Below are 13,187 nucleotides of genomic sequence, written 5' to 3' on the forward strand. Positions count from 1 at the left end.
TGGACTCCGTTCCGGGGTCGGGATGCGTGGGGATGTGTGCGGGTGACCGGGGTGATCATGGTGTGTCCGTGGCATGTTCGTCGTCTCGCCGAACGTGTGCGAGGGTGGCGCCGGCGGCCACCTTGTCGCCCACCGACACCGCGACGGTGACGGTGCCAGCGACCGGGGCGGTCAGGGTGTGCTCCATCTTCATCGCCTCCACGACCACCACCGGGGCACCCTGGGCGACCTCGTCGCCGGTGGCCGCCGACACCGCGACGACGGTGCCGGGCATGGGGCTCAGGACATCTCCGGCGGCCTCGTCGTCGGCGCCCTCGATCAGGGTACGGGTCAGTTCGACGATCCAGGTGCCCGCGGGTCCGGCGGCCCACCACTGGTCGCCGACCTCGGCCAGCGACCACTGCTGGCTGACGCCGTCGACGACCAGCCGTGCGGTGCGTCCGGTTCCGGTGGCGTGCTGCGCGAGGTATTCCACCCGCGCAGACCAGGGTTCGGCGTTCTCGTCGGGATCGGTGATGGTCACCTCGGCCACCACCCACCGGTCGTCGGCGGACTCGACGAGTGTGGACACCGTCCGGTGGTGGTCACCGGCCGACAACCGGCTGATCACCGGCGCATGTGCGCCCACCCGGAAGCCGACCGCCGACTGCCACACGTCACCGGGATCGCGGTTGCCCACGCGGGCCAGGCCGACCAGGGCCAGCGCCTCGGGTGCCGGTGCGGGTGCGGTGTAGTCGACGACGAGCCGGTCGAGCAGTGCGGTGTCGAGGTCTGCGGTGATCACCTCGGGGCGGGCCAGCACGTGACGACAGAAGTCGATGTTGGTGACCACGCCCAGCACCCGGGTCTGCCCGAGAGCGTGGTCGAGCCGTTCGAGTGCCTCGGCGCGGTCGTCACCGTGGGCGATCACCTTGGCCAGCATCGGGTCGTAGTCGCTGCCGACGACGAGACCCGGGAGCATCGCCGAGTCGAGCCGGACACCCTGACCGGGGGTGGTGTCGGGCTCGGCGAGCGCGACGATCTCACCGCCGGTGGGCAGGAAGCCGTTGGCCGGGTCCTCGGCGTAGACGCGGGCCTCGATGGCGTGGCCGGTGAGGGTGACATCGGACTGTGCGATGGCCAGTTCCTCGCCACGGGCCACCCGGATCTGCTGTTCCACCAGGTCGATTCCGGTGACCAGCTCGGTGACCGGGTGCTCGACCTGCAGGCGGGTGTTCATCTCCATGAAGAAGAACTCGTCGGGCCGGTGGGCGGAGACGATGAACTCCACCGTGCCCGCGCCGGTGTAGCCGACGCTGCGTGCGGCGTCGCAGGCGGCCTGCCCGATGCGCTCGCGGGTGGCCGCGTCCAGCAGCGCCGACGGCGCCTCCTCGATCACCTTCTGGTGCCGGCGCTGCAGGGAGCATTCGCGTTCGCCGAGGTGGATCACGGTGCCGTGCGTGTCGGCGAGCACCTGTACCTCGATGTGCCGCGGGGTGTCGACGAAGTGCTCCAGGAACAGCGTGTCGTCACCGAAGGCCGCGGCGGCCTCGCGGCGTGCGCGGACCAGGGCGTCGGGCAGCCCGGCCGGGTCGTCGACGCGGTGCATACCCTTGCCGCCGCCACCGGCGCTGGGTTTGATCAGCACCGGGAAGCCGATGTCGGGGGCCGCGGCGACGAGGTCGGCGTCGGTCAGTCCCGGCCGGGACAGGCCCGGGACCACCGGGACATCACGGTCGGAGACCGCGGCGCGGGCGGTGATCTTGTCGCCCATGGTGGCGATGGCGGCCGCGGGCGGTCCGATGAACACGATCCCCGCGTCGTCCAGTGCGGCGGCGAATTGCTGGTTCTCGGAAAGGAATCCGTATCCGGGGTGCACGGCGTCGGCACCGGTGGCCGCGGCCGCACCGACCACCGCACCGATGTCGAGGTAGCCGCCCGCCGGACGGGCGGGGTCGGCACCGGGTACCGAGGCGAGCCGGACGGCGGTGTCGGCCTCACGGACGTGCCGGGCGTGGGCATCGGCGTCGGAGTAGATGGCGACGCTGCGGAGTCCGAGGCGGCGCAGGGTGGCGATCACGCGGCAGGCGATCTCGCCGCGGTTGGCCACCAGCACGGTGCGGATGGTCCGCGGCGCAACGGAATCGGCCGCCCCCGGCGAGGACGTGGGGGTGGTGACGGGAAGGTCGGAGGTCGTCGACATGTGGCTGCTCATCTCACATTCGGAAGACGCCGTAGCGGGGCTCGGACAGTGGTGCATACCGGCAGGTCTCGAGTGCGAGGCCGAGCACCGTTCGGGTGTCGGCGGGATCGATGATGCCGTCGTCCCACAGTCGCGCGGTGGAGTAGTAGGCATCCGACTGCCGCTCGAACTGGTCGCGGATCGGTTGTTTGAAGGTCTCCTCGTCGTCGGCCGACCACTCGCTGCCCGACCGTTCGATCTGGTTGCGGCGCACCGTCGCCAGGGTGTCGGCGGCCTGCGGTCCACCCATCACCGAGATCCGGGCGTTGGGCCAGCTCCACAGGAAGCGCGGCGAGTAGGCTCGCCCGCACATCGAGTAGTTGCCCGCACCGAAGGACCCGCCGATCATCACGGTCAGCTTCGGAACCCGGGCACAGGCAACGGCATTGACCATCTTGGCGCCGTTCTTGGCGATGCCGCCCTCCTCGTAGGCGCGGCCCACCATGAAGCCGGTGATGTTCTGCAGGAAGATCAGGGGAATCCGACGCTGGTCGCACAGCTCGATGAAATGTGCGCCCTTGAGGGCGGATTCGCTGAACAGCACACCGTTGTTGGCGATGATGCCGACCGGATGTCCGTGCAGGCGGGCGAAGGCGGTGACCAGCGTGGTGCCGTAGTTCGCCTTGAACTCGGTGTACTCGCCGCCGTCGACGAGGATCTCGATCACCGAGCGCACGTCGTAGGGGGTACGCGGGTCGGTGGGGACGACGTCGTAGATGTCGGTCTGTGGCCGGGGCGCCGGGCGCGGGGCGGTGAGCTCCCACTGCGCCGGGTCACGCGGGCCGAGGGTGGCGACGATCTCGCGGACCTTGGCCAGGGCCTGCTCGTCGTTGTCGACCAGGTGGTCGGTGACGCCGGAGACCGAGGAGTGCATGGCGCCGCCACCGAGGTCCTCGGCCGTGACGTCCTCGCCGGTGGCGGCCTTCACCAGCGGCGGACCGGCCAGGAAGATGGTGCCCTGATTACGGACGATCACGGTCTCGTCGCTCATCGCCGGGACGTAGGCGCCGCCGGCGGTGGACGAACCGAGGACCGCCGAGATCTGCGGGATGCCCGCGGCACTCATGGTGGCCTGGTTGAAGAAGATGCGGCCGAAGTGTTCGCGGTCGGGGAAGACCTCGTCCTGCTGCAGCAGCATGGCACCGCCGGAGTCGACGAGGTAGATGCACGGCAGCCGGTTGGCCGCGGCGATCTCCTGTGCCCGCAGGTGTTTCTTGACCGTGATCGGGTAGTACGTGCCACCGGAGACGGTCGCGTCGTTGGCGATCACCATGCACTCGCGGCCGGCCACGCGGCCGACGCCGGCGATCACGCCCGCCGAGGGCACCTTGCCGTCGTACATCTCGTAGGCGGCGAGCGGGGCCACCTCGAGGAACGGTGATCCGACGTCGAGCAGGCCGTCGACGCGGTCCCGGGGCAACAGCTTGCCGCGGGAGACGTGCCGGTCCCGCGCCGTGGGGCCGCCGCCCTGCGCGATGGCGCCCAGTCGCTCACGCAGGGTGGCGACGTTGGTCAGGTGCGACTCCCGCGATGCGTCGCGGGCGGTGATCGTGGAACCCACCATCTCCCTTTCGGTTAGTGGCGATTAACTGAGCAGAACTGTAGCGCACACCACACGTGATGTCACCCGGTGACCCATTCTCCGCTTGTGACGTGACGCCAGTCACGTTTTTTCGTACCCTGTGGTTGAGTCCCCCACCCCGGGACTCACCACCCCGCGTGGCCGCGGCACACCCGCAGGCGGTCACGGAGAACAACAGAAGGCCAGGTAGAACCCATGACCCTCGCCCCGCATGCCCCAGCGACCAGCGGCCTCGACGACCGCTACGTCCGCGAGTCGGGCACCGTCTTCCTCGGCGGCATCGCCGCACTCGTCCGCATGGTGCGTGACCGTGCCCTCGTCGACCGCCGGATGGATCTGCGCACCGCGTCCTACATCTCCGGCTACGAGGGCTCTCCGCTGGCCGGCTACGACCTCGAGCTCGCCCGCCGCCGGGCCCTGCTCGAACCCCTCGACATCGTCCATCGCCCCGGCCTCAACGAGGAGATCGCGGCGACCTCGGTGATGGGTTCGCAGGTCGCCGCACAGGTCACCGACCTCGCCCCGGACGGCACCGGAAAGACCCGCACGGGCGTCGTCGGCTACTGGTACGGCAAGGCCCCGGGGCTCGACCGGGCCACCGACGCCCTGCGGCACGCCAACATCATCGGCACCCATCCCGACGGCGGGGCGGTCGCGCTGGTCGGCGACGATCCGGGCGCCAAGAGTTCCACCGTGCCGTGTGCCTCGGAGATGGCCCTCGCCGATCTCTACATCCCGATCCTCTACCCCGCCGACTCCCAGGACATCCTCGACCTCGGTGTGCACGCCGCCCACATGAGCCGGGTCAGCGGACTGTGGACCTCGCTGAAGATCGCCGCGCACGTCGCCGACGGCGCGTCGACGGTGCAGGTCGACCCCACCCGCGTGGTCCCCGACCACGGCGCGCTCGGCCGCAGCCCGCACATCCCGAGCGGACGACTGCTCGGCGCGAGTCTGATGGAGCTCGAACAGAATCAGCTCACCATCCGGCTCCCGCGGGCACGGGAGTACGCGCGGCTCAACGGGATCAACAAGATCGTGGTGCGCTCCGGCGACGACCGGATCGGGATCGTCGCGGCCGGCAAGACCTACCTCGACGTCCGCGAGGCCCTGCACCTGATGGGACTGACCGAGACCGACCTGCATCGCCTCGGGATCCGAATCCTCAAGCTGGGCATGGTCTATCCGCTCGAGCGCGAGATCCTCGACCGGTTCCTCACCGATACCGCCGCCGGACACCTCGACGAGGTGATCGTGGTGGAGGAGAAGCGTGACTTCATCGAGACGATGATGCGCGACATCTACTACCGCAGCCCGATCGCCCCGCACATCGTCGGCAAGGAGAACGAGAACGGTTCCACGCTGTTCTCACGCTTCGGTGAGCTCGACGTCGACGCGGTGACCCGCGGACTGGCCGTCCGCCTGGCCCGCCATCATCACGTCGACGCCGCGATCGACTGGCTCGACCAGAGCTCACGACGCCGCACCCGCATCGAGTTGCCCTTGGCGGTGCGCACGCCGTACTACTGCTCGGGATGCCCGCACAACTCCTCCACCACCATGCCCGTCGGCCCCGACGGCACACCGTCGAACACCCTCGTCGGAGCCGGGATCGGTTGTCACGCCATGGTTCTGCTGATGGACCCGCACCAGGTCGGCAACATCGCCGGGATCACCCAGATGGGCGGCGAGGGTGCGCAGTGGCTGGGCATGGCGCCGTTCGTCGCCGCCGATCACTTCGTGCAGAACATCGGTGACGGCACCTTCGCGCATTCCGGTTCGCTCGCCGTGCGCGCCGCCGTCGCCTCCGGCGAGAACATCACCTACAAGCTGCTCTACAACGGCACCGTCGCGATGACCGGCGGCCAGGACCCGGTGGGCGAGATGGGACTCGACCGGCTCACCCGGCTGCTGCTCGCCGAGGGTGTCGCGAAGGTGGTGGTCACCACCGACGACGTGTCGCGCACGATCGGCAACGACCTGGCACCCGGTGTGCTGGTGCGTCCGCGCGACGAACTGGCCGACGTCCAGGCCGAGCTCGCGACCGTACCCGGGGTCACCGTACTGATCCACGATCAGCACTGTGCCGCCGAGAAGCGGCGCAAGCGCAAGCGCGGTGTGCTGCCCACCCCCACCACCAAGGTGATGATCAACGAGCGGCTCTGCGAGGGTTGCGGTGACTGTGGCGAGAAGTCGAATTGCCTGTCGGTGCACCCGGTGTCCACCGAGTTCGGTCGCAAGACCCAGATCGATCAGGGTTCCTGCAACCTGGACTACTCGTGTCTGGCCGGCGACTGCCCGTCGTTCGTCACCGTCACCCCCGGCACCCGTGAGGTGGCCGCCGCACCCACCCTGGTCGCCGAGCACGATCTCCCCGAACCGGCGCGGCGTGTCCTCACCGGCACGGATGTGTCCACCGTCCGGATCACCGGGATCGGTGGCACCGGGGTGGTGACCCTGAGTCAGGTGCTGGCCACCGCGGCGAGTTTCGACGGGTTGTCGGCGCGTACGGTCGACATGACCGGGCTCGCCCAGAAGGGCGGTGCGGTGGTGGGCGATCTGAAGATCTCCGCGCGGCCCATCGAGCTGGCCGCCAAGGTCGCCTCCGGCACCTGTGACCTGTACCTGGCGTGCGACGCACTGGTGGGCTCCGACCCGGTCAACCTCAAGGTCGCCGCGCCGGAGCGGACCACCGCGGTGGTGGCCACCACCCGGATCCCGACCGGCGCCATGGTGATCGACACCTCGGTCGGATTCCCGTCGGATGCGCAGATCCACGATGCGATCGACGGACGGATGGCCCGCACCGTCTATCTCGATCCCGGCGAGTTGAGCACCGCACTGCTCGGGCACGAGCAGTACGCCAACATGCTCGCCGTCGGCGCCGCCTACCAGACCGGATCGCTGCCGATCACCGCCGCGTCCATCGAACGGGCGATCAGCACCAACGGGGTCGCGGTGGAGGCCAACATCGCCGCATTCCGGTGGGGCAGGCAGATGATCGTCGACCCGGGGGCGGTGACCGCAGAGATCGCCCGCCGGCATCCGGGCACCGCGACACCCGAACCGAGTTCGGAAGCCCGCGAGCAGGTTCGCGCGATGGGCGTCCTCGACGAGGATCTCACCCACACCATCGCGCTGCGGGTCGACGAGCTCGTCGCCTACGCCGACCGTCGTTACGCCGCAGACTATCTGGACGTCCTCGACCGGGTTGTCCGCTCGGGAATCGGGATCACCGTGCTCGACGCGGTGGCCCGTCACCTGTACAAGCTGATGGCCTACAAGGACGAGTACGAGGTGGCCCGGCTGACCGCCGACGCCGGCTTCGCCGCCCAGATCGCCGACGAGTTCGGGCCGGATGCGAAGGTCGCCATCCGGCTGCATCCGCCCACCCTGCGGTCGATGGGGATGAAGAACAAGATGTCCCTGGGACGGTGGGCGAAGCCGGGGATGAGCACCCTCGCGCGGATGAAGAAGCTGCGCGGCACACCACTGGACCCGTTCGGCCGCACCGAGATCCGACGGACCGAACGAGCCCTGGTGGTGGAGTACCGGGACCTCGTCGACGCGATCCTCACCGCATGGTCCGACGGCACCGTCGGTGACGCGCAGGTGCCGGCACTGACCGAACTGGCCGCCCTACCCGACATGATCCGCGGCTACGAGGGCATCAAGATGGCCAACGTCGAGCGGTATCACGCCGAATTGGTAACGCGCCGAGCAGCTCTGGAAATCTGACGGACCGCCCGATCCGACGGGTCACGGCCTGCGGGCGAGCCCGTCGAGGACGGCCGCTCCGATCAGCAGCGCCACCTGTAGGAAACCGAAGATCAGCGCCACGATCGCCCCGGCCCCCATGTTCAGGACCGGGGCGGTCGTGACGGTGAGGGCGGCTGCGAACAGGGCCAGCCAGGCGCCGGCGGCGATCACCGCGAGGAACGGGACGCCACGCCGGAACCGCGGTACCAGCGCCAGACCGGTGGCCACGGCGACGGCCCCCAGGATGATCAGGAACTTGCCCGGATTGAGCACGATCTCGTAGGAGAGGAAGCCCGGGATGCCGTTGTTCCCGGCGGCGTAGCCGTCGCCCCAGCGTTCGAGTTCTCGGTCGCTGACGTTGTTGATGCCCACCCAGCTGACGAATCCCATGAAGTAGGTGACCACCCCGGCGACCGTGGCCGCGATCAACAGCAGCGACGGCAGCTGGGTCCGGGCGTCGAACTGCCGGGCCGGCGGCTGCGGTGCACCCCAGCCCATGGTGCCCGGCTGGGGCACACCCTGCGGGGGCAGTCCCTGCGGGGGCACGCCCTGCGGCGGTCCGGCCTGCGGCACCGCCCCGGGCTGCGCACCCCATTGCCCGGAGGGCTGCTGGGTGGTCGGCTGCCACTGCTGCCCGGTGGTCGGTTCCCCTGGATTCACGTCTGATCTCCCCTTCGACTCGAGCGGCGCGCATATGTCCCGGTCAGACTAGAAGGTGACGGTCGATCCCGTAGACGAAATCCGCCCGATGTCATTCGGCCGGACGGTGCCGGTCCGCGCCGCGTCCCTCGTCGAATGTGGTCACCTCGACGAACCTCAGACCGCCGAGCTCGGATCGCGACCACTTCGGAGGTGGTCACCACCCAGCGCATCCTGCGGAGATTTCGACACGGGTCCTCGCTACGCTCGGTCCCGGCTCAATCAGCAAGGAGCCATTGATGGTTGAGCCGACGAGGAGCGAAGCGACAAGTCGAGTCGAAACCTCAGACAGCCGACCTCGGGACGCGACCACCTCCGAGGAGATTTCGACACGGGTCCTCGCTACGCTCGGTCCCGGCTCAATCAGCAAGGAGCCATTGATGGTTGAGCCGACGAGGAGCGAAGCGACAAGACGAGTCGAAACCTCAGACAGCCGACCTCGCCAACCCAACCACCTCCGAGGTGGTCACCACCCAGCCCACACTCCGGAGATTTCGACACGGGTCCTCGCTACGCTCGGTCCCGGCTCAATCAGCAAATGGGGTCCCCGCTCAATCATCGCCCGAGCCTCTCCCTCAATCAGCAAGGAGCCATTGATGGTTGAGCCGACGAGGAGCGAAGCGACAAGTCGAGTCGAAACCTCAGACAGCCGACCTCGGGACGCGACCACCTAAAAAGTGGTCACCACCCAGCCCACACTCCGGAGATTTCGACACGGGTCCTCGCTACGCTCGGTCCCGGCTCAATCAGCAAATTGGGTTCCGGCTCGATCAGCAATCGGGATTCTCACTCATGCCGGCGGACGGCACACGCAAAGCTGCGAGCGCCATCGCCGACAGCAACTGCCGTAGTCGATCGGCGGGGAAGGCGGGGAGCCTCGGGGACGAGTTGAGCAGGCCGAACATGGCGTGCACCCGCACCCGGGCCTCGTCGCGGTGCAGCGGGATCTCGTCGTTCTCGGCGCTCAGCGCCAGCACCACGTCCACCCAGCGTTCGACGTACAGCCGCTGCAGTCGCCGCACCTCGTGATTGGCGTCGGGCGTCATCGACGTCAGGTCCCGGTCCTGCACGGCGATCAGATCCGGTTTGGTGACCAGCACATCGATGTGGAAGGCGATCAGCGCGTCGAGGGTCTGCGCCGCGGGCAGACCCTGATCGACCACCGCGGCCCCACCGTCGTGCAGGCGGCGGCTGATGTCGAGGAGCATCTCGTCGAGCAACTCGACCTTCGACGCGAAGTGCCGGTACATCGCCGGACCGCTGACACCCGCCGCACCACCGATGTCCTCCAACCGCACCCCGGCGAATCCGCGCTCGGCCATCTGCCGGGCCGCCGCGGTGAGCAGCTCGGCGCGACGGGCGGCCTTCGCGGCCGACCGCTTGGTGACCGGACGTGCCGGATCGGTGGTGTCAGGCGCGGGGCCGTCGGCGGAGTTCGATGCGGTGGACATGGTGATCTTGGACTCTACCGGCACCGATCCGACGGCCCGCTCGGATCGGCCGCCCGGCGATCACCAGCCGTCGATGTGGAGCACGTCGTCGAGCGGTTTGCGGCCGGCGGGTTTGAAGTCGGTGCCCACGGTGTAGGCCACCGGCAGCAACACACCCTGGTGGATTCCCTTCGGGATGCCGAGCAGCTCGGCGATCTCCTTCTCGTAGGCGAGATGCAGCGTCGTCCATGCCGAACCGAGGCCGCGCGCCCGCAATGCCAGCGACAGGCTCCACGCGCCGGGCAGCAGCGACCCCCACACCCCGGACTGGTTGCCCGCGGGCAGATCGCCACCGGTGTAGATCGCGCCGATCACCAGGACCGGCACCTCCCCCATCACGTCGGCGAGGTACTGCGCGCTCGACGCGACCCGCTGACCGGTCTCGTCACGCGGCGCCTGGTTCTGGGAGTACACCGCGAACGAGCGCGCGTAGTACTCGCCGACCTTCCGCTTGAGCTCCGGGTCGGTGAGCACGATCCAGTGCCACGTCTGGCTGTTGCTGCCGGTCGGCGCCTGCAAAGCCACCTCGAGGGCCTCGCGCACGATCTCGAGCGGCACCGGGCGTTCGAGGTCGAGCCGTTTACGCACCGACCGTGTGGTGGTCAACAGCTGGTCGGGGTCGAGGGGCAAGAGCTCGGCCATGGGACTCCTTCGGGAAGAGCGTTGCGTCAGGTCATCGGTGGCGCGCCCGGCGGGCGAGCCAGTTGCCAAAGTACTGCCCCACCTGCACCAGGATGACCAGCAATGCGATCACCACCACCGTGAGTTTCCAGTCGAACTGCTGGTAGCCGTACTGGAAGGCGAAGTCGCCGAGGCCGCCGCCGCCGACGTAGCCGGCCATCGCCGACATGTCGACGATCGCGACGAAGATGAAGGTGTAGCCCAGGACCAGCGGGGCGAACCCCTCCGGCACCACGATGGTGACCAGCGTGCGCAGCCTGCTCGCACCGGCGGCCCGGGCGGCCTCGACCACCCCGGGATCGACCGACACCAGGCTCTGTTCGACGACGCGGCCGATCACCACCATCGCCATCAGGGTCATCGGGAAGATCGCCGCCTCGGTACCGATCCGGGTACCCATCACGGCCTTGGTGAGCGGGGCGATCGCGGTGATGAAGATGATGAACGGAATGGGTCGGATGATGTTGACGACCACGTTGAGCCCGTTGAAGATCCACGTGTTGGACCACAGATTCCCCGGACTGGTCGCATACAGCACCACACCGATCACCAGGCCCAGCAGACCACCGATCAGCAGGGTGACGCCGACCAGTTCGAGGGTCTCCCAGATCGCCTCGATCAGCAGCGGCCGCAGATCGTCGTCGAAGACCCGCAGGAACCCGCTGTCGGCGGCCAGCACCGTCGTCGCGCTCATGACGCCACCGCCTCGTGGACGACGACGCCTGCCGCCGAACGGCTTCCGGCGAGTACCTCGGTCACCCCGGTGGGGTCACCGGTCAGTTCATAGGTCAAGGCGCCGAAGGGACGGCCACCCAGATCGACGATGCCGCCGTGGATCACCGACGCCGCCGCCCCGTGGCGGACCGCGAGTGCGGGCAGATCGAACTGATCGGGGGTGTCGCGGATGTCCACCGTGACGAGCCGGCCGGGGTGGCGGTCACGCAGCACGGCCAGCCGCTTCTCGTCGGGAGTTCCGGCGACGGCATGCCGCACGAGTCCCCGGGTCACCTCCGAGTTCGGTCGGTCGAAGACGTCGTACACGTCGCCGTGATCGACGAGCCGGCCGCCCGAGAGCACCGCGACCCGGCTGCACACCTCGCGGACCACATCCATCTCGTGGGTGATCACCACGATGGTGGTGCCCAGATCGGAGTTGATGCGCCGCAACAGTTCCAGGGTGTCGGTGGTGGTCTGTGGATCGAGGGCGCTGGTCGCCTCGTCGGCGATCAGGATCGACGGCGAGGTGGCCAGGGCCCGGGCGATGCCCACGCGCTGCTTCTGTCCACCCGACAACGCGGCCGGCCACGCCTTGGCCTTGTCGGCGATCCCGACGAACTCCAGCAACTCGGCGACCCGCTCGCGGCGCCGGGCCGCGGGCACCCCCGCCACCTGCAGCCCGAAACCCACGTTGCCCTCCACGGTTCGGGAGTTGAACAGGTTGAACTGCTGGAAGATCATGCCGATCTGGGTGCGCAGTGCGTTCAGTTCCTTCTCGCGTGCACCGCCGTGATCGCGGCCGTGTACGAGAACCCTTCCGCTGGTGGGTCGTTCGAGTCCGTTGATCAGGCGGGCCAGCGTCGACTTGCCGGCCCCCGACGGCCCGATGACGCCGACGATCTCACCGGCACCGATCCGGAGCGTGACCCCGTCGAGCACCGGATCGGCGTGCTTGCCGAAACGCTTTCCGACATCCTGGAATTCGATCGCCACACCGTCGGACGGGGCCACCGCCCCCGGCCGCTCAGGAGCCATCGGCCTTGACGGATGCCTCGAGCTCGGTGAGGGTCTGCTGCAGCTCCGACGCCGGATTGTCCTTGATCACACCGGCGTCACCCAGCGATTCCTTGACCGCGGCGATGACCTCGGGATCGTGGTAGATCTGCACGAGCTTGGCGTAGGTCTGGTTGTCCTTGTCGGCGGCACGGGCGACGAAGGCGTTGATGTAGGGGCGCGCGGCAGGGGCGTTCGGGTCGTCGGAGGCGATGACCTCCTTGGCCGTCAGACCTGCCGAGGTGGCGTAGTTGTTGTTCACGATCGCCGCGGCCACGGAGTCCAGGTTGGCCGCGGTCTGCCCGGCGTCGACGGCGACGACCTTGACCTTGGATCGGCTCTGGTCGATGTCGGCGAGGGTGGAGAAGGGGCTGCCCGGTGTGGTCAGCGTGATCAGTCCGGCCTGCTCGAGCACCAGCAGTCCGCGGGCCTGGTTGGTGGGGTCGTTGGGGATGACCACCTGGGCACCCTGCGGGATGTCGGCGACGGCCTGGTAGCGCTTGGAGTACAACGGCAGCGGGTAGACCGCGGTGGCGCCGATCGGCACCAGGTCCTGGTTGTTCTTGACGTTGTAGGTGGCCAGGTACAGCAGGTGCTGGAACTCGTTGAGATCCAACTCACCCTCCGCCAGTGCGGGATTCGGCTGGTTGTAGTCGGTGAAGTTGACCAGCTTCACGTCGATCCCCTGGGCGGATGCCTTCTCGGTGAACACCTTCCAGTACGACTCGGAGGCGTCGGCGACACCGATCTTGATCGTCGACGAATCGTCACTGCCACATGCGGTGAGCAGGGTTCCGGCGAACACCACCATGAGCAGGACTGCGAGAATGCGCGAACGCACGATGACCTCCAAGGAGTCGGATGACGACATCTCGGACGCTAGCCCTGCCGGGGCCGGTCACCGAACCACCCGTCGGCCTGCCCCGGGCCGGTCACCGCCCCGACCTGCACCGACTCGGCTCGTCGGGGTTTGAATCCCGGCGAG

9 protein-coding genes are annotated in these 13,187 nt (G+C 68.6%); 1 reads left to right on the forward strand and 8 read right to left on the reverse strand.

From position 1 onward, the window contains the following. Positions 1 to 55: 55 nt before the first annotated feature. Entirely contained in the window at positions 56 to 2,182 is a 2,127-nt protein-coding gene (locus Q9K23_RS06580; protein WP_305950435.1) for a biotin carboxylase N-terminal domain-containing protein, read from the reverse strand. Between the two features lie 13 nt (positions 2,183 to 2,195). Then, positions 2,196 to 3,785, reverse strand: coding sequence for a carboxyl transferase domain-containing protein (locus Q9K23_RS06585; protein WP_053776889.1), 1,590 nt, complete (start codon positions 3,783 to 3,785; stop codon positions 2,196 to 2,198). 213 nt (positions 3,786 to 3,998) lie between these two features. On the opposite strand from Q9K23_RS06585, the gene Q9K23_RS06590 reads away from it, so the two are divergent. Then, positions 3,999 to 7,541, forward strand: a complete 3,543-nt coding sequence (locus Q9K23_RS06590) for an indolepyruvate ferredoxin oxidoreductase family protein (protein WP_020791918.1) — start codon at positions 3,999 to 4,001, stop codon at positions 7,539 to 7,541. 21 nt (positions 7,542 to 7,562) lie between these two features. Here the strand turns inward: Q9K23_RS06590 and Q9K23_RS06595 are convergent, their stop codons facing one another. The 6 genes from Q9K23_RS06595 to Q9K23_RS06620 form a co-directional block, all read right to left on the reverse strand. After that, the gene (locus Q9K23_RS06595) at positions 7,563 to 8,222 is read right to left on the reverse strand and encodes a DUF5336 domain-containing protein (protein ID WP_053776890.1); all 660 of its coding nucleotides are present in this window, start codon (positions 8,220 to 8,222) and stop codon (positions 7,563 to 7,565) included. Positions 8,223 to 9,031: 809 nt separating this feature from the next. Further along, positions 9,032 to 9,712, reverse strand: a complete 681-nt coding sequence (locus Q9K23_RS06600) for a TetR/AcrR family transcriptional regulator (protein ID WP_053776922.1) — start codon at positions 9,710 to 9,712, stop codon at positions 9,032 to 9,034. A 60-nt stretch (positions 9,713 to 9,772) separates the two neighbouring features. Continuing rightward, complete coding sequence (locus Q9K23_RS06605) at positions 9,773 to 10,393, reverse strand: nitroreductase family protein (protein ID WP_020792824.1); 621 nt, start codon at positions 10,391 to 10,393, stop codon at positions 9,773 to 9,775. A gap of 31 nt (positions 10,394 to 10,424) precedes the next feature. Then, positions 10,425 to 11,126: an ABC transporter permease subunit gene (locus Q9K23_RS06610; RefSeq protein WP_053776891.1), complete on the reverse strand. Its 702-nt coding sequence runs from the start codon at positions 11,124 to 11,126 to the stop codon at positions 10,425 to 10,427. Then, a complete protein-coding gene (locus Q9K23_RS06615) occupies positions 11,123 to 12,184 on the reverse strand; it encodes a methionine ABC transporter ATP-binding protein (protein ID WP_053776892.1) in 1,062 nt (353 codons plus the stop codon). The genes Q9K23_RS06610 and Q9K23_RS06615 overlap by 4 nt, the downstream gene beginning before the upstream one ends. Then, positions 12,174 to 13,043 (reverse strand): MetQ/NlpA family ABC transporter substrate-binding protein, encoded by an 870-nt coding sequence (locus Q9K23_RS06620; RefSeq protein WP_053776923.1) that lies wholly within the window; start codon positions 13,041 to 13,043, stop codon positions 12,174 to 12,176. Before Q9K23_RS06620 ends, Q9K23_RS06615 begins: the two co-directional genes overlap by 11 nt. Between the last annotated feature and the right edge of the window lie 144 nt (positions 13,044 to 13,187).

Source organism: Gordonia sp. NB41Y (assembly GCF_030718915.1).
Lineage (GTDB): Bacteria > Actinomycetota > Actinomycetes > Mycobacteriales > Mycobacteriaceae > Gordonia > Gordonia desulfuricans.

Coding starts and splice junctions, on each gene's coding strand:
- Q9K23_RS06580 (WP_305950435.1), bottom strand. CDS start 2,182: ATGTCGACGACCTCCGACCTTCCCGTCACCACCCCCACGTCCTCGCCG.
- Q9K23_RS06585 (WP_053776889.1), bottom strand. CDS start 3,785: ATGGTGGGTTCCACGATCACCGCCCGCGACGCATCGCGGGAGTCGCAC.
- Q9K23_RS06590 (WP_020791918.1), top strand. CDS start 3,999: ATGACCCTCGCCCCGCATGCCCCAGCGACCAGCGGCCTCGACGACCGC.
- Q9K23_RS06600 (WP_053776922.1), bottom strand. CDS start 9,712: ATGTCCACCGCATCGAACTCCGCCGACGGCCCCGCGCCTGACACCACC.
- Q9K23_RS06605 (WP_020792824.1), bottom strand. CDS start 10,393: ATGGCCGAGCTCTTGCCCCTCGACCCCGACCAGCTGTTGACCACCACA.
- Q9K23_RS06610 (WP_053776891.1), bottom strand. CDS start 11,126: ATGAGCGCGACGACGGTGCTGGCCGCCGACAGCGGGTTCCTGCGGGTC.
- Q9K23_RS06615 (WP_053776892.1), bottom strand. CDS start 12,184: ATGGCTCCTGAGCGGCCGGGGGCGGTGGCCCCGTCCGACGGTGTGGCG.